The organism is Mucilaginibacter mali (assembly GCF_013283875.1).
In the GTDB taxonomy this organism is placed as follows: domain Bacteria; phylum Bacteroidota; class Bacteroidia; order Sphingobacteriales; family Sphingobacteriaceae; genus Mucilaginibacter; species Mucilaginibacter mali.
Map to the genome: position 1 here is coordinate 1,948,851 of NZ_CP054139.1, position 26,516 is coordinate 1,975,366.

13 protein-coding genes are annotated in these 26,516 nt (G+C 45.3%); 9 read left to right on the forward strand and 4 right to left on the reverse strand.

The window, feature by feature from the left end; translation table 11 throughout:
• Positions 1–225 precede the first annotated feature (225 nt).
• The 4 genes from HQ865_RS08275 to HQ865_RS08290 form a co-directional block, all read right to left on the reverse strand.
• On the reverse strand, positions 226–1,500 hold the full coding sequence (locus HQ865_RS08275; RefSeq protein ID WP_173414446.1) for a serine hydrolase domain-containing protein: 1,275 nt from the start codon (positions 1,498–1,500) through the stop codon (positions 226–228).
• 123 nt (positions 1,501–1,623) lie between these two features.
• Positions 1,624–2,976: a TolB-like translocation protein gene (locus HQ865_RS08280; RefSeq protein WP_173414447.1), complete on the reverse strand. Its 1,353-nt coding sequence runs from the start codon at positions 2,974–2,976 to the stop codon at positions 1,624–1,626.
• 368 nt (positions 2,977–3,344) lie between these two features.
• Positions 3,345–4,733, reverse strand: a complete 1,389-nt coding sequence (locus HQ865_RS08285; RefSeq protein WP_173414448.1) for a glycoside hydrolase family 88/105 protein — start codon at positions 4,731–4,733, stop codon at positions 3,345–3,347.
• Between the two features lie 43 nt (positions 4,734–4,776).
• The gene (locus HQ865_RS08290) at positions 4,777–6,372 is read right to left on the reverse strand and encodes a rhamnogalacturonidase (protein ID WP_173414449.1); all 1,596 of its coding nucleotides are present in this window, start codon (positions 6,370–6,372) and stop codon (positions 4,777–4,779) included.
• Between the two features lie 319 nt (positions 6,373–6,691).
• Here HQ865_RS08290 and HQ865_RS08295 point away from each other — a divergent pair, with 319 nt between their 5' ends.
• The 9 genes from HQ865_RS08295 to HQ865_RS08335 all read left to right on the forward strand — a co-directional run bounded on the left by HQ865_RS08295 (position 6,692) and on the right by HQ865_RS08335 (position 26,317).
• Entirely contained in the window at positions 6,692–9,181 is a 2,490-nt protein-coding gene (locus tag HQ865_RS08295) for a glycoside hydrolase family 95 protein (RefSeq protein ID WP_237073773.1), read from the forward strand.
• Complete coding sequence (locus HQ865_RS08300; protein WP_237073774.1) at positions 9,181–10,230, forward strand: family 43 glycosylhydrolase; 1,050 nt, start codon at positions 9,181–9,183, stop codon at positions 10,228–10,230. Before HQ865_RS08295 ends, HQ865_RS08300 begins: the two co-directional genes overlap by 1 nt.
• A gap of 539 nt (positions 10,231–10,769) precedes the next feature.
• Positions 10,770–13,070 (forward strand): fasciclin domain-containing protein, encoded by a 2,301-nt coding sequence (locus tag HQ865_RS08305; RefSeq protein WP_173414450.1) that lies wholly within the window; start codon positions 10,770–10,772, stop codon positions 13,068–13,070.
• Between the two features lie 17 nt (positions 13,071–13,087).
• Positions 13,088–16,375 carry a SusC/RagA family TonB-linked outer membrane protein gene (locus HQ865_RS08310; protein ID WP_173414451.1) on the forward strand — a complete coding sequence of 1,096 codons (3,288 nt, stop codon included), beginning with the start codon at positions 13,088–13,090 and terminating at the stop codon, positions 16,373–16,375.
• An 18-nt stretch (positions 16,376–16,393) separates the two neighbouring features.
• Positions 16,394–17,890, forward strand: a complete 1,497-nt coding sequence (locus tag HQ865_RS08315) for a RagB/SusD family nutrient uptake outer membrane protein (protein ID WP_173414452.1) — start codon at positions 16,394–16,396, stop codon at positions 17,888–17,890.
• Between the two features lie 35 nt (positions 17,891–17,925).
• Positions 17,926–19,644 carry a fasciclin domain-containing protein gene (locus tag HQ865_RS08320; RefSeq protein ID WP_173414453.1) on the forward strand — a complete coding sequence of 573 codons (1,719 nt, stop codon included), beginning with the start codon at positions 17,926–17,928 and terminating at the stop codon, positions 19,642–19,644.
• Between the two features lie 46 nt (positions 19,645–19,690).
• On the forward strand, positions 19,691–21,262 hold the full coding sequence (locus tag HQ865_RS08325; RefSeq protein ID WP_173414454.1) for a fasciclin domain-containing protein: 1,572 nt from the start codon (positions 19,691–19,693) through the stop codon (positions 21,260–21,262).
• Positions 21,263–21,278: 16 nt separating this feature from the next.
• Positions 21,279–24,506 (forward strand): SusC/RagA family TonB-linked outer membrane protein, encoded by a 3,228-nt coding sequence (locus HQ865_RS08330; RefSeq protein ID WP_173414455.1) that lies wholly within the window; start codon positions 21,279–21,281, stop codon positions 24,504–24,506.
• Positions 24,507–24,532: 26 nt separating this feature from the next.
• Positions 24,533–26,317, forward strand: coding sequence for a RagB/SusD family nutrient uptake outer membrane protein (locus HQ865_RS08335; RefSeq protein ID WP_173414456.1), 1,785 nt, complete (start codon positions 24,533–24,535; stop codon positions 26,315–26,317).
• The last annotated feature ends 199 nt before the right edge of the window (positions 26,318–26,516 follow it).

Sequence of the window (26,516 nt, forward strand, 5' to 3'; positions counted from 1 at the left end):
TTTAACAGCGATCTGTATTCAGTTAGATATTTTGGCCACGTATATTATTGGTAAAAAAGTGGACTATTTCAGTATAAAACACACAAAAGAAGTGTCTTACACTGAATATTGAACATTGGAGGTAATGTTCTGTTTGATAGTTTGTTACGTGTTCAAATTGTGTTCAATATGCGTTCAAAAGCGTTCAATTTGAGGTTGTTTGATATCCACACAATAAAGTCCGGCTTATTTAACAATTGCCTGGTTAACCAGCACACGGAACTTACCGATCAGGTTTTCGTCCCAATAGCTATCCATCTGGCAAAGGAAAACCCCAACCACCTGCTCTTTCGGGTCGACCCAAAAACGGGTATAAAAAGCGCCGTCCCAGCCAAATTGACCGATGCTTTCTAATTCGTTAAACTGACTATCCTTTATCCGCAGCCCAAAGCCGAGGCCGAATTTATCGCCCATAATGCCATTATGCGTGGATGTTGGCGTGAAGATCAGCAGACCGCCGATGGAATTGCTGGTCATCAGGTCGATGGTTTTTGGGGATAGGATGCGCCTGCCGTCTAATTGCCCACGGTTCAGCAGCATTTGCGCGAAGCGGGAATAATCAGCAGCGGTTGATACCAGCCCTGCACCACCTGCGAAATAGTTTTGTATGGCCGGGTAGGGGAAATATTTGGTCTCCTTCTCTAATTTGCCCGACTTATTCATTTTGTAAAGGCTCGCCATCCGCGGAAATTTCTCCTTCGGTACGCTGAAATAAGTATCGTGCATGTTCAATGGCGTAAAGATGGCCTGCTTCAGGTATTCATCTAAGGTTTTATGGGTGATCACCTCAACCAAATAGCCTAACACATCAACCGACATCCCGTAATGAAACTCCTCGCCGGGCTGTGAGATTAGCGGCAATTTGCCCAGCGCCTGTATCTTTTCCTCTAAGGTGCCGGGTGTAGGTAAAAGGCCCACGGTCATGCCGGCTTTGGTGTAATAAGGCGCTTGCAAGCCATCGCCATAAGTGATGCCCGAGGTATGGTTTAGTAATTCCCGTATAGTGATCTCGCTTTTGGCCGGAACCAAAATCACACTGTCTGATTTGGGCGACCTCGTCACCACCATGGGGTTCTTAAACTCGGGTATGTATTTGGAAATGGGATCGTTTAGGAGGAAGTAGCCCTGTTCGTACAAGGTCATTACCGCTGCCGATGTGATGGCTTTGGTCATGGAGGCGATGCGGAACATTGAGCCGGCGTCCATCGCTTTGCTGGCTTCGATATCGGCTTTGCCGAATGCTTTGTAGTAAACCGTTTTACCATGCCTTGCTACCAATGCGACAGCGCCGGGTATTTTGCCTTGTTTTACGTAGTAGTTCAACACGGTATCAATACGGCTAAGGCGTTCAGATGAAAAGCCTTGCTCTGCAGGTTTGCCCGCGGGCAGGCCCTGGGCGTGTACGATTACGCTGATACATAATGATAACGCTGCGATGGCAAAACGGATACTCTTTATCATGACAAGTCTGTTAATCGTCATCCTGAGCGATAGCGAAGGATCCCCAATAAGCAGAGCGGAAATGCACAGTTTGGGATCCTTCGCTATCGCTCAGGATGACGGCGTGGTGTGGGTGACGGAATTTTATTTAGTATCGTATTTGCGCTTCAACCAGCTTTCCGGCACGGGAACAATACATATATTCATCGATTTATTATCCGCCGATAACATGGCCGATTGTATCTCTATCCGTGTACCGTCAGGGCTAAAAGTAGGGTGGGGGTGATCGGCTGCGGTTGGTTTATGGCCGGTGGTCAGCATGATCATTTCGCGGGTATGACGGTCTATCAGGTACAGGCTGCGCGAAAAATCGTCGCCTGCGGCCCAGCGGCCATCAGCCGAGCCGTTTACATGCCACAAACCGCTGCCCGATGGGGTTTGGCCGATGATGACCATTTCGCGCGTGTTGATATTTACAATGCCTAAACCCGTTGGCTTTTCGCGCGTGCCCGATGGGCCCCAATCGGTTTCCTGGCCGGGGTTGGCGCCACCTACTTCGGTACCCGGGGTAGCCAGTTTAGCACCTTTAACCGGGCGGTGGCCCATAATGGCAAAAGCAACTTCATCTTTGGTGATTACCGCTTCGTGTGTTACCCATTCGTATTCAGATTCGGGATAAAGCGGACGCAAACCTGTACCATCCGAATGGACGATCCAGGTGCGCTGCGGCGATTTGCCGCCCGTCTCCCAGCAAAATACAATCTCGCCTGCAACCCATGGGTTGGTTTGGATATGGCCCACCTGGAATGGTACGGCAACAACATGTTTAATTTCGCCGGTTTTAATATTCATAGCACCAATGCCCGATGGCCCGGCACCCATCTTGCGCGGACCGAAAGCGGCTTCTACCTTGGTACCCGCAGGCAAACGTTTAGTAGCTTCAGCGCGACCAATGCGGAAATAGGCCCAATCCTCAGCACCATCCAGTGCCATATCGCCGCCCGCACCAATCTCGGGCGGAGTAGTGCCGCAAACGCGCTGGTAATGATCGACAGATTGCATTTTGCCTTTTTCACTATCGGCAAAAACCTTAGCCAAATCAACCTCCACTATTTCCATCGAACCTGGAGCTGCTGTTGATTTGGGATTCCGCATAAAGAACAGCTTCATCTCTTTGCGCGATACATTCAGCATACCGGTATAACCGCCTTCGCTCACCTGCACAATGACGCCAGTCTGCTCGTTTACGGCCATAGCCTCGTTACGCACCCTGTCCGACCGGAAGATGAGCCATTTGCTGTCAGCCGTCCACTGGTTATGGGTTTGATAGATCTTGGAATCGCCGGCCTGTGTGCTGGTCAGGAAGGTAAGCATAGTGCCCGTTACCGGGTCTTTAACAACCTTGCGTTCCGACGGAAACCTCCGGCCGATCTGCGCCGAGGCCGATGCGGCCAGTAACAGCGCGAGGGCAAGGGTTGGGTATAGCTTTGTTCTCATATTGGGTTTGGTTTATAGTGGTTATCAACGATACAAAGGCCATGAGCGAATGGCTCGACAATCAAAGGTTCCCTCCCCTGGGAGGGGTGCATCGGGTTGGTGTAGTAGCAGGGAGGGGTTAGTCGCGATGCAATATCGTATAAACCCCTCCCTACACCCTCCCGGTGGTCAATGTCATTAAGTTACGCTTTTAAGCCCCACCTAAATCCTCCCCAAAGGAGAGGACTCTAAGAATTTTACGCTTGTGCAGCCTAAGTCTCCCCTACCGGGGGAGATTTAGAGGGGGCTTTATTCGGCTGATCATCCTTAACTTAATGACATTGCCCGGTGGGAGGGAATCGCACGATTCCCCCGCGCTTTTGCTGCTGCTACTTATTCACCTGCACCGAGCTATCGTTTATCACAAACGGATGCTTCTCCAGCATGCGATAGATCTCGGCACCGGCCAGTAGCACGGGGCCGTAGCCATGCGCCGCGAAATTGTTAACCGGGCGGTAGTAATAAAACGCCGGGTCGAAGCCCATGCCGGTACCTACGCAGGTGCCTTCTACCTGGCCATCTTTATTTACTTTGGTACTTACCGCGTTCCAGGCCAATAAAGCGGCCGGTCCGTAAGCCTTGGCATCTAACCAGCCTTTGTTAACGGCGCGTGCGAAACAGTAAGCGTAAATAGCTGTGGCCGAGGTCTCTAAATACGAATCGTTCCTGTCCAATAACTGGTGCCAAAAACCGGTACCATCCTGGCGCTGGGCTAAGCCGTAAGCATGCTTCTTCAACATGGCTAATACCTCGGCACGGCCGGGGTGATTGGCTGGCAATGCGTCAAGCAGTTCAATCTTGGTCAATATCGCCCAGCCATTAGCCCTTGCCCAATGGAATTGCGGGTGTGGGTCCATATCCTGAACCCAGCCGTGCATATAAAGACCACGCTCGGGGTTAAACATGCGCTTAGAGAACAGGCGGTATTGTTTAATGGCTTCGTCGAAGTACTTTTTATCACCTGTTAAAACGCCCATTTGCACAACAGCAGGTAGGCTCATATATAAATCATCCAGCCATAAAGTGTTGGGTTGTGGGCGGTTACGGGCCAGGGTACCATCTTTCAGGCGGAACTCCTTGGTCATGATGTAATTCAGGTAGTTATCAATTACTGGTCTAAGCGCAGGCATGCTCAACCCACCCATACGCGCTGCCTTGATCATCGATGCCGCTATCGAACCCGCGTCATCCAGCGCATGCGGCTCAACCACCGAACGTACCGGGGTTATAGCTTTTGGCGATGTTTTCAGGAAGTTGGATTTGTAGCCGGCTACCACATCGCTTAAGAATTTTACCCGGTTGGTGGTGTATTCGGTATATTTTTTATCGCCGGTGGCGGCGCCCGCTTCCAGCATGCCGGTATAGGTAACGCCCCACTCGTAGCTGGTCAGGCGGAAATCGCCGGGTTTAAAAATGCTGTTGGCGTTGGCCTTGCTGTAATCGGTAATTACTTCCTTGCTGTCTTTATCTATTAGCTGATAAGGGGTTACTGCATCAAGATAATGGTAAACTCTATCGAGTACAACCTTAACATCAGCCTGTTTAGTTTCTCCGTAAGGTGTAACATAGGCCGGCTTCATCAGGTGCAGCGGCGTGGTTACATCGTTGGTTTTAGCGGGCGTGGTTTGCGCGAACGCCGGGATAGCCATGGTGCAAATGGCCGCTCCGGATATGATGGCTTTGATGCCCGGAAATTGTTTTTTAGTAATGATAGTCATGTTGTATATCGATCAGGTGTTATATGGATATTCGGTTATTTAATTATTTCTGGCGCATGTTTATCGGAGGATCGGGAGCGGTTGTTGGTATGGCTTCTTTTTTGATCTTGTTAGCTGGTATGGATGCCGACGCCTGGATGCTGAAACCCTCTACACCACGCTGCACAATAGCCGGCATATTATCGGGTGTTTGCGCTTTGAAATTGATGAAGCTTACGCCCTTCACATCTTCCAGTATCACTGCCGGGCGGGTTTCTTTACCCATAAAACTTACTTCCACATTATTCATCTCGATGTTTTGCGCATGGCGAATGAAAAATCCGTAAGATGGCAGTACACCGAAGCGTTCAGGCTCAGGGTAGTCCTTAATGTGTTCAGGCAAAGCGTTTTGTATCTTCACCACCGGCGAATCGATAGGGCGGTAGTAGATGCGGATATTATTCAGCTTCACATCTTCGATATTATGTCCGGGGATACCTACGATCATGGATGAGAAGTGCGAATCGGCATTGTATACGTTCACGTTGCTGATCAGTACACGTCTTAAATAACCCACAGGTGTGTTTTCCGGTCCGCGCATACGTGCGCCCAAACGCAGGAAGAGGGGAGAGTTGCCAATATCGCGCATGGTGATATTATTGATAGTGACATCTTCTATCGATGCGCCATCAACAGTCTCTAAAGCCAATCCCCGGCAATGCTCAAACACGCAATTGCTGATGGTAATGCCCTTAAATCCACCGTTAGATTCGGTGCCGAATTTAATGCGGCCCGTTGGTCCCTGGCGGTCGGGTACCATTTTGCCCTCTTTGGTTTGGTAAGTGCCGTTCAGGAAAGTGCCACGGTCGAAACCACTTACCTGGCAGTTGGTAATGGTTATATTCTCGGTGCTGCGGAAATACCCCAGCGCGAACGAGCTTTTCAGGCAGATGCCATCATCAAAAGGGGTGTTTACTGAACAGTTGGAAACGTGCACGTTATGGCAGCAGTCGATATCCATACCATCGCGATTAGTGTCTTCCTTAATATTATCGATGGTTAGGTTATCTATCCCGGTCAACAACATCCCGAAATGGCCGCCCAGCAGTATGCTAAAATCCTTTAAAATAACATTGCGGCAAAGCTTCAGGCCGATGGTTTTATTACCCTCGCCAACACGACGTGGTGTTTCGCGGGTAAGGCCTTTGCCGTAGATCAGGCCCGGACCCATAATGCTGATATCTTCCAAATTTTCGCCCCATATCAGGCTGTTATGCCAGTGACTGTGGCCAAAATCCTGGTATTTTAGTTTATCGCCCCAATCGTTGGGTTCGGGTTCATCGTATCCCTTGCCCCCGGCTGTGGATGGAGCAGCCAAAATGGTAGCTCCCTGATCGATATATAAACGGATATGGCTTTTCAACCGGATAGAATGCGAAGCATAGGTACCGGCCGGGAAGTAAACCGTACCGCCGCCCGCAGCGGCTGCCGTAGTTATTGCTTTATTAATAGGGTCGGTGTCAAGTGTTTGTCCATCGCCGGTGGCGCCGAAATCTTTTACGTTGTAGGTTTTAGCGGCGGCTGTTTGCGCTTGTACCGATAGATACGCGCCGCAAGACATCAGCGTGGTGATCATTAACGTGTTGATCAGTTTCTTCATGTGTTGTTTTTATAAGATGGCTCATCGCATGCATAAAAGCGATAAGGCACAAGCTGATAAATTATTATTAAGGGGTTTAATTGGTAAAGCTGCCGGGCAGCAAATCATACTGCTATGTTATGGTATATTTTCGACATTGCTATCCTGTTGCATCCTGACCTATACGTAATACAAGCCTGCACTTTATGTATTAATGCCTGTCATCAGGATACATCAGGACACCTTATAATAATATACTGGTTACATTTACGTCAACAACCGTTATAAACAAACCGGAATTTTTTCGGCAACGAGACCGTACCTGATCAACCTTAATGATATGAGATTTACCCCGTATGTATTAATACGCTGTAAAAAGCTGCTACTGCTGCCATTATTAATCGCGACGATGCAATGCTTTAGCCAGGGCGCTTTAAAGCTATGGTATAAGCAACCGGCCAGGGTATGGACAGAAGCCCTGCCGTTGGGCAATGGCCGCCTTGGCGCAATGGTATTTGGCGGGGCAGGTAAGGAGCTGATCCAATTGAACGAAGCGACCTTATGGAGTGGCGGGCCGATGCGGACTAATCAAAACCCAGGTGCCTACGCCAATCTGCAACTGGCCCGCGAAGCGCTGTTTAAAAAAGAAGATTATACCGCTGCCAATGCCTACGCTAAAAAAATGCAGGGCTATTACAGCGATTCGTACATGCCGCTGGGCGATCTGACCATCGATCAGCAGTTTAAGGATAGCACCATCAGCAACTATTACCGCGACCTTAATATTAAGGATGCTATCGCCACCACCCGTTTTACTGCCGGCGGCGTACAGTTTACCCGGCAGATGATCAGTTCGGCACCCGACCAGGTGATGGTGCTGCACTTTACAGCCAGTAAACCCGGTCAGCTAAATTTTAAGCTGGGGATCAAAAATCAATTACGCCACGAAAACTTTTTAGTATCGAACAATGAGATCGGCATGAAGGCAAAAGCGCCGTCGCATATCGAACCTAATTATAATAAGGTGCCGGTAGTGATCACCTGGGAGGATAGCACCCATATCCGAGGCATGCGTTACCGGCTGTTGGTGAAAGCCGTAAATAAAGGTGGTACCGTAAATGCTGATACCACCGGTATCGTTGTAAAAAACGCTACGGAAGTTACGGTTTATCTTTCGGCCGCGACCAGTTTTAACGGGTTCGATAAGAGCCCGGTTATACAAGGCAGGGATGAGGCAAAGCTGGCCGCTGGATATTTGAGCACTGCTATTCAGAAACCCTGGCCGGTATTGTTGAATCGCCATTATGCCGATCATCACAAATATTTTAACCGGGTGAGGTTTGACCTGTCCGTGCCTGCGGATAGCAGCAATGCTGCTTTGCCTACTGATGAACGACTTGAAAACTATACCAAAGGTGCGGCCGATCTATCGCTGGAAACCCTTTACTTTCAATATGGCAGGTATCTATTAATAGCAAGTTCGCGCCCGGGTGGCGTTAATGCCAATTTGCAGGGCATCTGGAATAAGGATGTTCGCCCGGCATGGAGCTCGAATTATACCACCAATATCAACGCGCAAATGAACTACTGGCCTGCCGAAGCCGCCAACCTGTCGGATGTCCATTTGCCTTTTATTAATTTTATTAAGGAAGCTTCGGTTACCGGCAAGGTTACCGCAAGTGAGTTTTATCACGCCCGTGGTTGGGTGTTGCATCATAACAGTGATATTTGGGCTATTACCAATCCGGTGGGTGATATTGGTCGAGGTGATCCCAAATGGGCCAGTTGGGCAATGGGTTCGCCATGGTTATCGCAACATTTGTGGTGGCATTACGAATTCACCAAAGATAAGGATTACCTGCGCAATACCGCGTACCCCATTATGAAAAGCGCGGCGCTGTTCTGTATCGACTGGCTGCAACCCTATAAAGGCCATTTGGTAACCGCACCATCCGTATCGCCCGAGAATAACTTTTTTGACGATAACCATAAGCAGGGGAGTGTATCCATAGCCACTACCATGGATATGTCCATCATCCGCGACCTGTTTACTAATTTGATTGATGCCAGTAATGAACTGGGTTACGATAAGGCTTTCCGTGATACCATCATCGCCAAAAAAGCATTGCTGTTTCCATTGCAGATAGGGCAGAAGGGCAATATCCAGGAATGGTATAAGGATTGGGAAGATCCGGATCCGCACCATCGCCATGTGTCGCACCTGTTTGGTTTGTTTCCCGGGAAAGAGATCTCTCCGATACAAACGCCAGCCTTCGCCAATGCCGCTAAAAAAACATTGGAGTTAAGGGGCGATGCCGGCACCGGCTGGAGCCTGGCCTGGAAGATCAATTTTTGGGCGCGCCTGCTGGATGGCAACCACTCCTATAAAATGATACGCGACTTGTTACGTATCACCCGTGATCTGGGTACCAATATGTCTAACGGGGGCGGTTCGTATCCTAATCTGTTCGATGCGCACCCGCCGTTCCAGATCGACGGCAATTTTGGCGGGCTATCGGGCATGTGCGAAATGCTGCTGCAAAGCCAGTCGGGCGAGATCAATATGCTGCCCGCCATCCCGGATGCCTGGAGCAGCGGTGAGGTTTCGGGCTTAAAAGCCCGCGGCAATTTTGAGGTGGCTATGAAATGGAACAATAAGCAGATCGTTAACGCATCGGTATTATCGGGTGCGGGTGGTGTGTGCCATATTCGTACAGCTAATCGGGTTAAGGTAGCAGGTGTACAAACTAAAATGTCTAAAACCGATAATGGTTATCTGATCAGCTTTAATACGCAAAAAGGAATGCGCTATCAAATTACAGGCATATAATGATGGCGGTCCCAAACAGAACTTCACTGAAGCAACTATCGTTAGCCGGTATTATTACATTGGCTATATTATTATGGTATTACAATGGCTATGCGCAGCAATTGCAAAGAAGCATCCCGGTGCACGACCCGGTGATGATCAAACAGGATAGCACTTATTTCCTGTTTTGCACGGGTAGGGGAATAGCGGTATGGTCATCCACAAACATGGTGGATTGGAAGCGGGAACCACAGGTTTTTGAAACTGCTCCTGAATGGATAACGGGTATTGTCCCGGGTTTTAAAAACTCCTATTGGGCGCCGGATATATCTTATTATAACGGCCTTTATTATTTGTATTACGCGGTGTCGGCATTCGGCAAAAATACTTCGGCAATTGGTCTGGTTACGAACAAGACATTATACACTAAGTCGCCCGATTTTAAGTGGGTAGATCATGGCGAAATCATCCGCTCTGTTCCCGGTAAAACCAATTGGAACGCTATCGACCCAAATCTTGCAATCGATGGAAAAGGCGTGCCTTATTTATTCTTCGGATCGTTTTGGGACGGGTTGAAAATAGCCCGGTTAAATAAGGATAGGATGAGCGTGGCGGACGACATAAACAAACTGCCAACTGTAGCCAGCCGGAAGAAAAACGGGTCGTCCGGAACAAACCCGCCATCGGTAGATGATAACCCGGTAGATGCGGGTGGGAACGCCATTGAGGCACCTTTTGTATTTAGTAAGGGAAAATACTTTTACCTCTTTGCGTCAATTGATTACTGTTGCAAAGGGCCTAAAAGTACCTATAAAATGATTGTAGGACGGGCTAAGAATATTAAGGGGCCATATCTTGATAAAGACGGGGTAAATATGGCCACTGGCGGCGGTACAATTGTGCTTGCAGGCGATAACAACTGGTATGGAGTAGGGCACAACGCGGTGTGTACTTTTGACGGAATTGACTACCTCATCTTCCACGGTTATGATGCCGCGGATAAGGGAATATCCAAATTAAGAGTGGAGAAACTCACCTGGGATAATGATTGGCCCGTTGTGCTAAAATAGTATTATAAATAGATAAAATGTGCCATAAAAGGCAGGATAGTGTGGTAAAAAGAGTGTTTTGGGGGCGCTAAAGAAGGACAAACGCCAATGAGAAATGACCTGTAACGTAAAAATGCAATCGTTTGTTTTTAATAAAAACAACTTTTTTTTAAATATAACGTGCCTGAACGTGGAATTTGTTATGAATTTGAAAATGATTTTATACACTAACTATCAGGTTTCAAAATTCAGGATAGCACAGGATGGTTAATTAGGATACTTGTACATATCTTTATTTTACACAATCAGGTAAGTGTATGCGAACCAATTAGTACACTAACTGATATTATAAACCAATTAAAACCAACACCAAATGAATCAAATTTTACAAAACCAATTATTGGGGCCAAAAACGCATAACCCCTTATGTACTTGTCAAAAATACATTTATTAAACCTGATCAGTTTAATAGCTAAATCCAGATCATCATTGTATTAAAACCCCTCAACGGTTTTGATCTGACTTTTGTATTGTAAACTTAATTTTCTAAATATTTTAGTATGTATAAATTTTTAAAAAATTTATCCTGTTTGCTTTGCCTTATCGTGATTTTTGGCAGCTGCCGTAAAAAGGCATTTGATGACTATTACGGACGGCCAAGCAACTTACAACCGCCAATTTACCAGGTGCTGCAGGGTCGTGGTAATTTTAATACCTTTTTGGCTGTTATTGACAAATCGGGGTATAAAGCTACATTAAGCGCCGCCGGTTACTGGACGCTTTTCGCGCCTAACGACGCGGCTTTCCAAAAATATTTTACCGCAAACAATACCAGTCTTGATAAAATAGACTCGGTAACTGCAAGGAAGATCGTTACTTACAGTTTGGTGTTTAACGCTTTTCAAACAGATCACATTGCCGATTATCAATCAGCAAAAGGATGGGTGCCAACATCGGCATTTAAACGCCGCACCGCTTACTATGATGGTTTTATGTTTGGTGCAGGTCCTGATGGTGCCAATGGTGTTTACGTATCAGAAAATCGTAACGTTGGTGTTTATCAATATGGTGATAATAATAATAAATACATCCCGTACTTCTATTCTACCTTCATGACAGCGGCCGGCTTAAGCGCTGCAGATTACAACTACTTCTTCCCGTCGTCTACCTATTCGGGCTTTAACGTTGCCAACGCATCGGTAGTTAATAAGGATATCCTTGCTGAAAATGGTGTGATCCACGAGATAGACCAGGTTGTGCTTCCTTTACCAAGTGTAGAACAGAAGATGGCTTCAAACTCGCAATACAGCGTATTCAAAAGCATATTCGATCAGTTTATGGTAACTTATGCTTCTGATGTTAACTATACACGTCAATATAATACCGTTACCAATAAAAACAACACGGTATACGTTAAAAAGTATGCTCCTAACCTTACGTTCGCTCCGGGTAATGAGAACTTTGTAAAACTGGAAGATAATGACGGCCAGCGCGATGGCTATACTTTATTTGCGCCAACCGATGCCGCTCTTATACCATATATTGATAATACCATATTAGAGTTTTATGTGCCTGATGCTACGCAACGCACACCGGCCAAACTGCTTACCAATATGGCTGTTTTGCCAACAAATATTATAGCCGACTTGCTGAATGCTCACATGTTCCCAACTACTGTGTGGCCAAGCAAGTTTGCAAGTGCCGGCAATGCTAACGGCGAACCGCCCCGCTTTAACACCACTACCGATATTGTTGAAAAGCAATTTGGTAGCAATGGTTTGTTTTACGGTGTAAATAAAGTACAACAAGCCAATGTATTCAGTACTGTTTATGCCCGTGCCTACCTGGACCCTAACTATTCTATCATGACCAGGTTGCTTGATCTGTATGCTAAAGCGCAAACCAGCAGCCCAAGCTTAAAATACACCGTGTTTATGTTATCTGATGCACAATTGCGTGCCTTAGGTTACGATTTTAACACTGCATCGCAGGCATTTACCCAAACCGTAAATGGTACAACTACCAGCGGTGGTACGCCACAAGCGGCTTTGCAACGAATATTGAATATCAACATCGTGCCAACACCTAATGGCGAACTGGACGACCTTTCGGGTAACGGTATCGCTGAAAGCCTTGGGGGCGAATATATCAGGTGGAATAATAACAAGGTTTCATCGGCCGGAACAGTTGAGCAAAACTTAACTCTTAACGTTATTGGTTCGCGCTCTTACAGTAATGGTAAAGTATACTATTTAAGCGGAGGGATACTGGATCAGGCCAGCAAGCTGATAGCTGCCGATATCGCTGCTAACGCGGGTACCTCAACAGCACAGGGGCCATATTACGATTTTTATACGTACATGGTTAGCTCGGGGGCCTATAACGCCGGCGCAGGTGAGTTACTGAACGTACAATTGGGCGCTAACTATACAGTGTTTATACCTACACAGGCTGCTATGAAGCAAGCGGTTATTGATGGCTATTTGCCAGGTGTAACTGCCGGTTCGGGCGCGGCCAAAACCTTTGTGTCATTTACCTATAATCCATCTTCAAGTACTGATAAGGATTTGGTAACCAGGTTTATACAATATCATATTTTAAATGGTATATCTATAGCGCCCGATGGTAAAAAAGGTGTAAACGGTGTAACATTCCCAACGTTGCTTAAAAACGTTGCCGGCGATGCGTTATCGGTAGTTACGTTTAACCAACCGGGCAATTTAACCATCAGGGATAGCCAGGCCCGTACAATTGGGTTGGTAGCACCAAATAACAACAGTTACTTCCCGGCCACAAGCAATTACCTGGGCAACCGCGTATTGCTGCACCAAATAGACGGTTATTTAAGATACACACTCTAAACACTTATATCTTACACATGAGAAGACTTTTTACTTCTGTTTTTTGCACGGTTATCGGCTTCTGTTTGTGTGCAGTAATGCACGCGCAGGCTCAAACCGCTGACAAAATATTGATCAAGGGCAGGGTCATTGATTCTAAAGACAAACTCCCGGTTATAGGTGCCACCGTTACCGAGCAGGATAAAGATAAACGTACAGTTAGCGCTCAGGCAGCTGATATCGATGGTAACTTCGCGCTGAAGATCAGCGATGTTACGCACAAACTGGTTATTTCTATCATCGGTTATAAAACATTAACGCTTGATATCGGTACACGCCGCGAGTTTAACGTAAGCATGGTTAGCACAACTAACGATATTGCCGAGGTAACCATTACCGCCCGTGCGCAAACTAACAATGGTACCGGTTTAAATATCGATAAACGCGACCAAACAACTTCTACCGTTACACTGAATGCGAAAGACGTGGAGACCTTACAGGCTACCACTATCGATCAGGCTATTCAAGGCCGCTTGCCAGGTGTCGATATCGTTTCTAACTCGGGCGACCCCGGGGCAGGTATGTCTATTAAGATCAGGGGTACCTCATCCATCAATGGCGTATCTAATCCGCTGATCGTTGTGGACGGTGTACCATTCGATACTTCGGTTCCCAGCGACTTTAACTTCGCTACCGCTAACAACACCCAATATGCCGACTTGTTATCCATCGCCCCGTCTGATATAGAGGATATATCTATCCTGAAGGATGCTGCTGCTACGGCAGTTTGGGGCGCACGCGCGGCAAACGGTGTGTTAATTATTAAAACTAAGCGTGGTAAAAAAGGCCCGCCTACCATCAGCTATACTTTTAAGGGTACATCAACCCAGCAGCCAGGGGGCATCCCACTGTTAAGCGGCGATCAGTACTCGTCTTTTATCCCTGAAATGGTGATGAATGTAAACGGCACGCCTTTAAACACCTTAACCATTAAGGAGTTTGCCCGCGACCCGCTTGATCTTTATAACTATAACAACTATAGCCAAAATACCGATTGGGTAAAAGCTATTTCGCGCCGCGGTAGTGTTTATGATAACAACTTGTCTATATCAGGCGGTGGCGAAAAAGCACGTTACTTTGCTTCGGTGGGCTACAACGATCAGGTAGGTACTACTATTGGTACAGGCTTAACCCGTTTAAATACCAGGTTGAACCTTGACTATATCGTGTCGGACAAAATTAAGTTCACCACCTTTTTTGCTTATTCGCACAGTAATACGGCCTTTACCTATGCAGCAAGTAATGATGGTACCGGCAGTGATGGTGTGCGCGCAATTGCAGCTATCAAAATGCCAAACAGCAGCATTTACGAGTATAATGAGTATGGTTTGTTAACACCAACCTATTTTTCGCCAGCTCAAAACGTACAGGGGTCATACATCGCCGGCGGTATATTTAACCCGGTTGCCATGGCCAACGCTGCGCAAAATAATAAGATCAACGACCGTATCACTCCGCACTTTAACCTGGTATATAATATCAGCAGCGTGCTGAATGCCACCGGTGATGTTGTTTTTGACATTAATAACGTAAGGCAAACCCGGTTTTTACCACAAATTGCTACAGGCAGGCCGTTTACCGAAACTTCGGTTAACCGCGCTTCTAACTCAGACTATGATACCTATAGTGTAAGCACTAAATTAAACCTGGTTTATACGCCTACCCTAAATGATAAGCATTCGTTCCAGGGCTTATTCTCGTTCCAAAGCGAGGATGATAAAAGCCTTACGCAGGGACAGCTGATCACCAATACGGCATCAAGTTATCTGATCGATGCATCGGCACCGGGCCGTACTACCTTAGATAATGCGATTATCTCGGGCATTGGCCAAACCCGTTCGGTAGCCATGCTGATCAATGGTCAGTATAAATACCTCGACCGTTACATCATCAACGTGGCTTTGCGCGGCGATGGTAGTTCGCGTTTCGGTTCAAACAGCCGTTACGGCCTGTTTCCGTCAATATCAGCCCGTTACCGTCTGTCGGCCGAACCATTCATGAAGCAATTTTCAGGCTGGCTGGATGAGTTTAGCTTTAGAGGTGGTTACGGTGCATCCGGTAACTCGCCAGATAACGATTACCTGTTCTACAGCATTTATGCCAATACGCCAACCAACTACCTTGGCTTGTCGGGCTTATATCCAACCAATATCCAGTTGAATAACCTGAAATGGGAAACACTAAAGGGTATTGACGCTGGTGTGAACATCATCCTGTTCAAAAACAAACTGAACATCGACCTGGGCTTTTACCGCAACCGTACAGAGAACCTGTTGAATAAAAATCTTTCAATAGCAAGCTACAATGGTTATAGTTCGTTGCCTTATCTTAACGTAGGCACGTTAGATAACCAGGGTATTGAATTAAGTATTTTCAGCACGCCATATAAATCGAAAGAATTACAGGTTGATTTTAACTTCAACATTTCTAATAACATTAATACATTGCGTGCTATTTCGCCTTACTATGCTACCTCAAGCGGTAACGTAACCCAAAACGGACAATACCTGTCGGTGTTGCAGTTGAACAATCCGCTGGGATCTATCTACGGCTATAAATTTAAAGGTGTTTACAAAGATGCCGATGCTACCATAGCCCGCGACGCGGCTGGCAACAAGATCATCAGCCCCGATGGAACACCTGTACAAATGAGGTTTAACTACCCGCAGTCGGTTTATGCGTTCCAGCCAGGCGACGCTCAGTACGAAGACATTAATCACGATGGTAACATCAACTACCAGGACGTTGTTTACCTGGGTAACGGTAACCCTAAATTCACCGGTGGTTTTGGCCCTACATTCACCTACAAAGGGCAGTTTACACTGCAGGCGTTCTTTAACTACCGTATAGGCGGCGATATTATTAACAGTACCAAAATGATCACTACCAATGAGTACTCTTATAATAATCAAAGCACGGCGGTATTGCGCAGGTGGCGTAACCCGGGCGATGTAACCGATATCCCGCGTGCGGTATACAATACAGGTTTCAACTGGTTAGGCTCAAGCCGTTATGTTGAATCGGGTACATTCCTGCGTTTCCGTTCGATAACCGCACGTTACAATTTTGCTAAAGAATTGGCAAGGAAGCTGCGCTCTAAAAACATAAGCGTATACCTTACTGCCGAAAACCTGATGACCTTTACCAACTACACAGGTCAGGATCCGGAAGTACCAAACAGGGGAGGTATTTACCAACAGGTTAAAGATGATTCAACAACACCACCGTTGAAACAGTACACCTTAGGTTTATCAATAGCATTTTAACATTTAAAATAGATAGCAATGTTTAAAAGTATCATATATAAAACAGCGTTACTTGCCTTATTAGCGGTATCGTTCTGTTCGTGCAATAAATACCTGGAATTGCGCCCGCAAAATGGTATTACCAGCGACAAGTTCTGGCAAACCAAGGAGCAGTTGCAGTCGGCTGTAATTGGATGTTACAGCGCTTTGCTTACAGGAAGCAAAGCTCCGGCCGAGATATTTTTCCTGTGGGGAGAGTTACGAGCCGATTTTATAAAACCTGGCCCGGGTATAGCCAACGATGAAACAAACATCATTAATACCACTATACTTCCAACTAATACTATAGCAAACTGGGCTTCAATATACAGGGTTATCAACTTATGTAACAATGTGTTGCAGTTTGGTCCGGATGTTATAAACAAAGATAACACCTTAACCCAAACCCAACTTAACGCCTACCTTAGCGAAGCATTGGCCATACGCGCGTTGATGTATTTTTATTTGGTACGTTCGTTTGGTGATGTGCCGCTTAAAATAACGGCTACAGCAACAGACGATGACCTGGCCATGTTAAGCAAATCAACAGCCAAGGATGTTTTGGCGCAGATAGTTGCCGATTTGAAGCAAGCAGAAACCTATGGTATTGCAAGCTATGGCAACACAGCGTCTGATAAAGGCCGTATTACCAAGTTCACTATAAACGCTATACAGGCCGATGTTTATTTGTGGATGGATAACTATGCTGACTGCATTGCCGCTTGCGATAAAATTATCAACTCAGGCAAGTATGGATTGGTAGCGGGTGATGGCAGCTGGTTTGGAAAACTTTTTGTTAATGGTAACTCGTCTGAAGGTATATTTGAACTGCAATTTGACAACCAGGTGTTAAACCCATATTACACCATGTTTTCACCAAATGCAGGGAAGTACAGATTTGCTGCCGATCCGCTGATCATCGATAATGTTTACACTATCGATCCGATAGACCCGATCAATAATTATGATATCCGCGGTTTGGATGTGGCCATACATGCTGCCGATCAAACTATCTATAAGTTTATAGCGCTAAGCCCAAATACATTACGTACATCCGATATATCTTACGCGCACTGGATGGTTTACCGTTATGCTGATGTTTTATTAATGAAGGCCGAAGCTTGCGCCAACAGCAACAGGGGGCAGGACGCGCTTGACCTGATCAACATTATACGTACACGTGGAAAAGCGCTGCCTGCCACAGCACAAAGCCCGGCTAATAATGACGCGGTAGGTATAACCCGCTATGTTTTAGCTGAAAGGGGCCGTGAATTTGCCTTTGAAGGCAAGCGTTGGTATGATTTGTTGCGTGTTGCAAAACGAAATAACTTTGCGATGCTTGATGTACTTATTACTGCCGCTATAGAAAGCGTACCTCCTTTGTACCAGCAATCGGCATTAAGCAAGTTGAGAGATCCGAACAGTTTGTATTTCCCAATTCCGCAGGGCGATATTCAGAATGACCCTAACCTTGTTCAAAATCCATTCTACAAATAATGCATAATGAAATTATAAACGATATGAAAAAGTTAATGAATAGGATTAAAATAGTTATGCTGCTGATCGTATCGGGCATAGCATTAATGGTTAGCCTGAATGGCTGTAAGCAAAACCACCTTACCTTAACAACAACCAGCACTGTAAATATGTACAGTTATTTACAGCAAAATCCAAACAGCTTTTCGCTGTTTCAGCAAATTGTTGATAAGGCCGGTTACGCCAGCTTTTTAAATACATATGGCACATACACATTATTTGCGCCAACTAACGATGGGGTAAACGCTTACCTGAAAAAAACAGGTAAAGCAAGTGTCGACGCGATAGACGCGGCTACAGCAAAAAGCCTGGTTAGTATCGCTTTAATTGCCGACACGCTAAGCACACAGTTCTTTACTGATGGTAAGTTGCGTACACCAACAACTATAGGCCAGTATTTAATTACCGGTAATACAACGGTAAACGGTGTATCAAGCACTGTTATTAATAAACAGGCAAACCTGGTAAAAGGCAACATAAAAGTAGGTAACGGTATTATACACTCTATTGATAATGTGCTGATTCCAGCCAATCTAACTATTGCACAAACTATCGAGCAAAACCCTAAATACAGCATTTTTACTGCCGCGTTAAAGGCTACCGGTTTTTATGATACGTTAAACGTGTCGGCTGCTGCAAACACTAATGTAAACCGGAAGTATTTAACACTGATAGCTATTCCGGATAGTGTGTATAAAGCAGCCAAGTTTGCCGATTTTAATGCTTTAAAAACAAGGTATTCAACCAAAGGCGATCCGAAGAACCATGCCGATAGCTTATGGTTATATATGGGCTACCATATTTGGTCCGAATTATCGTATATATCAGATATCGCGGTCTTGCCTTCGCATGCTACGCTTGCACCGCTTGAAATTACAACCAGCACATTGATAGGGCAGGACGTATTGCTGAATAACGATACCTTTAACGGTGTGTTGGAGCCGGGTGTTAAACTATACAGGCCAACCAGCGATATGTCGGCAACTAATGGGGTTATCCACAATGCCCTTGATAATTATACGATCAAGATCCGCTTCCCGTCACCGGTTTACTTCGACGTATGCGTGCAGCCTGAAATATTGAAGACACCAGGCTTATACAGGGGAAGCAGCAAAAACCAGCAATTTAACCCGGGCACTATTGCAGGCATTGTGGCTACAGGTTCAAGTAACTATTATGTAAACTATATTTCAGGTGTGCTGCCAATCCCGGCTACCTCAACCGATTATTACTATAATAACGATTATATGAATATAGGTGTAAGGTGGAGAACCGGTAATAATGGTGCCAACACTATAGAATATGTAACGCCGGTAATTGTTAAAGGAACTTATAAAATTTGGATTGATTACAAAAGACAGGGTTCGGGCCAGGTTACACCAACATTTTTTGATGGTGTTTCATTACCAAATACATTTAACAACGTAGATCCGCTAAACGGTAACGAAACCGATGCCCAGGCCGAATCAAGAGGCTTTAAAAGCTATTCTGACTCGCCGGTTACAACAAATCTTACCAGCGCTTATAATGGCCATGTGGGCCGTTTGCTGGGTATCGTGACTATCAAAACTACCGATCACCATAAATTTAAAATGGTAGCCACCGCGGGCACCGGCGATGCGAGGGTTATGCTTTTAGATGTGATCGAATTTAGGCCTGTTGATATGGACCAGGTGCACCCACGTCTCGGACGCGATGGCAGCCTTGTTCCATAAATAAACGCAGCAAATAAAATTATTTGATAAATAAACCGATTTGATAATGACTCACTATAGAAATAAATACTTTTTAATGGTACTTGCAGCCACACTGATGTTAACATCGGCGTGTAAAAAGCAATGGAGCCAACGTGATGCAGTGGTTGATCAGCAACTGAACATCAACCTGATGCAGCAAATACAGGCTAATGGTAACCTGAGTGTTTTTGCAGGTTATCTTACCAAAATAGGTTTCGATAAAGTGCTTTCGGCCTCAAAAACCTACACCGTATTTGCCCCGAGCAATGCCGCGCTGGCAAATATCGACCCTGCGATAGTAGCGGATACAGCTAAGTTGCATGTGTTTGTGGCAAATCATATTGCTAATCAAACCTATCTGACAACCAGTGTGCAAACATCGCTGCGTGTGCGCAACCTGAATGGTAAAAACGTAACCTTAACGCCAACTACGGTTGAAGATGCTAATATTACCAGCGCCAATCAATATGTAAGCAATGGTGTGGTAAACGTGATCGACAAGATGCTTACACCAAGGTTAAATATTTCGCAATTTGTTAGAAGCCTGACCACGGTTGGGGCGCTGCAACGTGATTATGTTATTCGCCAGGATAGCACTTTTATCGATACCAGTAAAGCTACCGTGGCCAGCATAAACCCAACTACAGGTAAGCCTGTATTGGTGCCAAACACTGGTGTGGTAACCATTAATAAGTATTTTAATAAAGTTGCCAATTTAGCTAACGAAGACAGCACCTATACCTACATTGTGCTAACCGACGCGGCTTACACTGCCGAACGTAACAAGGTAAGCAAGTATTTTGCTACCAGTTCGGTTGATACCACCATGAATATTTTGGCAGGTTTCAATGTGTTGAAGGATGTAGCTATCAGGGGCACTTATACACTTGCAAATATGCCGGCAACCTTAACTTCTGTTAATGGTGTACCAGTACCTTTTGATAAAACTGCGGTAGTGCAAACCTATAATGCCAGCAACGGGATAGTATATGTAATGAGCGCGGTTAACTTTAACGTTTCCGATAAAATAACCCCTATAACTATACAAGGCGAACAACCATCATTTTATGCCCGTACCGATAAAGGCGGCAATACACAACTGCGCAGCAGGCTTGATAATAACCTTGTTAAGTATAACGACCTGTATATTTCCGGAACAGGTATTGCCTCTTATTTTGCCGCCTACAAGTTAAGTAACCTGTATACCTGCCAATACAAAGTGGTGATACGCGCTATAAACGATACCGCGGTTACGCATATCCCTGCCGCATCTCCTACGTTGGGTAATATATCTGAAAAAGTAACTTTTGGCCAGATAACAGCTACAACTAACCCTACCGGAGCGCAGGTAGTACCGGTAACGGCGGTTAACTATCCGTATCAAAACGTACCGCCATATGTTTATACCGAAATTACACAAACACCGGCAACAGCAGGTACGGTGGCCGCAAATGCCACTATTAACGTGGCCAGTGGTAATCTGAACGTGATCAAGTATAATTCGATATACATGTATGTTACGGGAGCCAACGTCACAACGTCGAACCTAAATAACGTTATAGTAGATTATATTAAACTGATACCAATTATACAATAACTTTTAAACCTTAACTATGCAAAATTTTACTAAATCAATAGGTTTGCTGCTCTTTTTATGCCTTTTTGGTGGCATAAAAGCCATAGCGCAGAAAAAGGACGGTGTAACGGATCGGTTAACAGATAGTATTGCCCGTTATAAAGCAGATTCTGTTTCGAAGGCGCAAGGCAAAAAAATCAGCGGTGTTGTAAAGGATGCCTCTACCGGTAAGCCGGTTTCGGGTGTTAGCATCAGTGTATCGCTATACTCGGCCGCTATCACCGATGATCGTGGCAATTTCACTATCACTGTTCCCAGTTACGATGCGGTGCTTTTAATAACATCGCCGGGTTATCAGCAAAAAGAAGTTCCGGTTAAAGGCCGTACTTCACTTCCTGACGTATTATTATTTGAAGACTCATATAACTCGATATATGATGAAGCCAGGATGCCTTTTAACAAGGTTGCCGTAACCCGCCAGGCAGGTGCTGTTTCAAGTGTTAATACACTTGGTGCCTGGGAACCGATCAACTCGGAAACCCCTGACTCATACCTGCAGGGAAAGGTAGCTGGTTTAAATGTTACCCGCCGTTCGGGTACGCCAAACATAGGCGCCAATTTGTTTCTGCGTGGCTTTAATTCGTTATATGCCAGCAACGCGCCATTGGTGGTTGTTGACGGTATGATATTCGATACCTATCATTATGGTAACTCTATCATTGGTGGTCATATCCATAACCCATATGGAACGCTTGATCTGCACGATGTTGACAATATCACTGTTTTAAAAGACGCTTCTGCCGGAATTTATGGTACTAAAGGTGCTAATGGTGTTATTTTAATATCAACCAATAACCACCCCGATCTGGCTACGAAAATTGACCTGGGTATCTACGGTGGTTATAACACCATGCCGCAAAACAAGTTTTACCCGATGATGCAATCGCCAGATTACCGTGTTTATTTATCAGACGCTTTACGTACCAGTGGGATGACATCTGACCAGATAGCCGCCCAACCATTCATGAATGATAATGTAAACAATGGTACCTACTATGCCTACCACAATAACACGGATTGGCAAAAGCAGCAATTTGTTAACGGATACAACAAGAATATGAATTTGCGTGTATCGGGTGGTGATGACATAGCTACCTATGTGCTGGCACTGGATTACGGCAGCAACAAAGGTGTTACTAATTTAACCGACCTGACCAAATACAGCACCCGTTTTAACGGTAACTTAAAAATCAGCCGTAAATTTACGATTAACACAGCCTTATCTTTTGCTTATAACGAGCAGAATTTGAAAGATCAGGGCCTTTCACCAAAAACAAACCCTATTTATTTAGGCCTGATCAAATCTCCATTACTGCGCGTGCAACAAGTTAACGCCCAGGGGGTAGAGTCGCCTAACCAATCGGATGTGGATGTGTTTGGTTATAGTAACCCTGCCGCCATTACTAAAAGCTCGCAGGAGTTTAACCAAAACTACCGCTTCTTTGGTAACTTCAACTTCAAATTCGATTTCACCAAATACTTCAGCGCGCAAACATTGATCGGGGTAACTGCCGATAAAATTCGCGAAAATACATTTATACCACGTTTTGGCGTAACCGATGATACGCTTGCTAACGGCGCCATTGCCGATAGCCGCTTAGGTAGCCAGGTACAACGTTTGTTCAGTATTTACAGCGATACCTACCTTTCGTACAACCGTACCTTTAACCGGATCCACACACTTAACGCTTATTTAGGTACAAGGTTCACCCAGTCTAACACCAACGATAACTACAACCTGGGCTATAACTCGGCAATTGACCAATTGGTGAGTGTTAACACAGGTAACCCCGCGCTACGTGTAACAGGTGGCGATTTGGGTACCTACAGGTGGATGAATAATTACTTTAACGCCAATTACCAGTTATATAATAAATACATTTTAGGCTTTAACGTAGCTGTCGACGCGTCATCACGCTTCGGTACAAATATTCCGGATGCTTTAAAAATAGGTGGTGTGAACTATGCAGTTCTGCCTTCGGCATCAGCTGCATGGGTAGTATCGTCAGAGAAATTCATGGCTAATGTTAAATTTATCGAACTGCTGAAATTGCGTGCAAGTTATGGCTTAACCGGTAACGACGATATTGGCAACTATACTGCCCGTCAATACTACATTTCGCAAAACCTGCTTGGTTTACAAGGTTTGGTAAGGGCCAACTTCGGTAACCCTGCCTTACAATGGGAAACCGGCAAAAAACTAAATTTTGGTGCTGATGCATCATTCTTCCAGGAACGGTTAAACATTACGGTTGATTTTTATAAAAACAAAACCGAGCATATGCTTACCCAAACGCCAACACCGGCTTATTCGGGCATATTATACGCTATCACAAATGATGGCGCTATGCAAACTACCGGTGCCGAACTTAGTGTAAGCGGCCGTTTGATCAGTACTCCTAAATTTAAATGGGACCTGGGTATCAACATTGCATCATACCACAATAAGATCACTTCGCTTCCTGGTGGCAGTTTATATAACACTTATGCTGGTGCAACAATTGCTACCCGTGTTGGCCGTCCGGCAGGTATATTCTACGGCTACCGCACCAATGGTGTTTACAGCTCAAACGCCGAAGCCGCATCAGCAGGTGTTAGTGTACGTAACTCTACTGGTAACTTAGTAGCCCAGCAAGGTGGCGATATGCGCTTTGTTGACGTGAACGGCGATAAGATCATCGACTCGAAAGACCTGCAGGAAATTGGCAATCCAAATCCGGATTATACAGGTGGTATCAGCACAGGCTTAACCTACAAAAGGCTTAGCCTTAATGCGTTGTTTACCTTCAGCAAGGGTAACAAGATCTACAACTATACCCGTCGCCAGTTAGAATCAGAAAGCAGCCCGCAAAATCAAACACTGGCTGTTAATAACAGGTGGCGTGCAGATGGCCAGGTAACCACTATGCCAAGGGCATCATACGGCGACCCAAGCGGCAACTCAAGCTTCTCTGACCGCTGGATAGAGGATGGTTCTTACATACGCCTGCGTACTATTACGTTAAGCTATGATGTGCCAATGAAATACAAATACTTTAAATACATAAAAGTTTACGCAACTGGCAGCAACCTGGTAACCTTCACCAAGTATTTAGGTTACGATCCGGAATTTGCCGCTAACGAAAATGTTTTATTCCAGGGAATAGATAATACACTTGAGCCACAGTTTAAAACAGTGCAGTTGGGCTTACGTATTGGTATATAATAATTATAATTTGACTATCATAAATTATGAAAAGGACTTCGTTAAAATTCATTTATAAAACTTGCCTGGTAGGCTTAGCGATCACTACTTTTTCGTGCAAAAAAGTGTTCGATCTGCCTGCTAAAAACCAGGTAGATGCTGTTAATGCCTATCAAAACGTATTTGACGCTAATGCGGCAGTAGTAGGCATTTACGGTAAGTTTTTGGGCCTGGCAGACAGGTATATCGTACTAAACGAGTTAAGGGCCGATTTAGTGAGCCCAACTGTTAATGCCGATACCTATCTTAAGCAATTAAATACGCATACAGAAACAACAGACAATCCATGGGCCGATCCGAAACCATGGTATAGCCTGATACTGAACTGTAACGACGCGATGTATCACTTTGATGACATGCTGAAAACCGGTAAATTAAAGCCGGTTGATTATCAGCAGCGTTACTCGGATATTGGCGCGTTGCGCTGCTGGTTATACCTGCAGGTGGCTATCCAATACGGAACCATCCCTTATGTAACCGATCCGGTATCTAACCTGACCGATTTGAATGATGCCACTAAATTTCCGAGGTTAACCTTAGACCAGGTGATAGACAAATTGGCTACGTTTATGAACGATCCGGTTCGTTACCTGGATACTTACTCAACTACCGACCCGATCACGGCTTCGGCAAGTTCATCATTAAACGCTACGGTTGACGGCCAGACTACCAGCTTATTTTTTATCAATAAATATGCGCTTAAGGGCGATATTAACTTGTGGAAAGGGGATTTCAAAACCGCGTCTACAGCATATCGCACCATATCTGATATCGGTCCGATCACATCTAATAACAATGCTGCCGACTTTACCACTTACGAGCAGTTTAAAGCTTGTTACGATAACATGAACGTAAGCTATGGCAACCCAAGCAGTAACCCTAACCCAAATCAAACCGAAAACCCGTTAAACGATAATAACGTTACCGGTTGGCGTCAAATGTTTGCCGATCCAACCATCAGTACAAATTCCCGTTCTGAATTGATCTGGCGCTTGCCGTTTAGTTCAACATTTGCACCTGTTAACCCTTTTATAGATCTGTTTGCAAACCAGGGCGGCAGCTACAAGCTAACCGTTTCACAAGCAATGATGGATAACTGGAATTCGCAGGTACAAAATAACGGTTACCCTTATGATGCGCGCAGCCGTGTGGCCGTACGCACTATTGGCGGCCAGCCTGTTATCATGAAACAGCTATACTATTATCTTGATAACACATCGTTTCTGCCTGTAAACGTATTGCAAAAGCCGGGCTATTGGTTACTATACCGTAGTGGTGTATTGGCAAACCGCTTTGCTGAATCTGCTACTAACGATAACCAGTTAAAATTAGGTTATGCTTTACTTAATATTGGTGTAGGTAACGTTTTTGCGCCAACCCCTTTGCCATCAGATCGCACCAATACCATGCAAACTTTCCTGCCGGCGCCGTATGATATGGATGGTCGTTCAGGCGGCCCGCAAAACTATCATGGTATATGGTATCGCCAGGTGGGCACCCGCAGCAGGGCTAACCTGGTACCGCTTCCGGCTTCAACTTATAACGATAAGATCACACTGGAAAACGCTATTCTTGATGAAGCTGCACGCGAGACTTCTTTTGAAGGCTTCCGTTGGGGCGACCTGGTGCGTGTAGCACACCGCCGTGGTACACCTGCATACCTGGCTGATAAAGTTTACAATAAATTGGTAAAAGAAAATAATCCTGCCGCCGTGTCTGTACGTGCTAAACTAATGACCGAGGCCGGCTGGTACATGCCATTCAAACTCTAATTAGTTTTGATTAAATCCAAAAACAAAAGGCGCCGGTAGATCTACTATCGGCGCCTTTCTGCTTTAGGGAATATAGGTTGGTAAGCCATCAGGCAGGCTGTCTTTTTTATTATGCTGAATTAACGTTTTACTATCCGTAACTATCCGTTAAGCGTAACAATGGCAATACATCGGCCTATCTTCGGGATAGTACGGGATG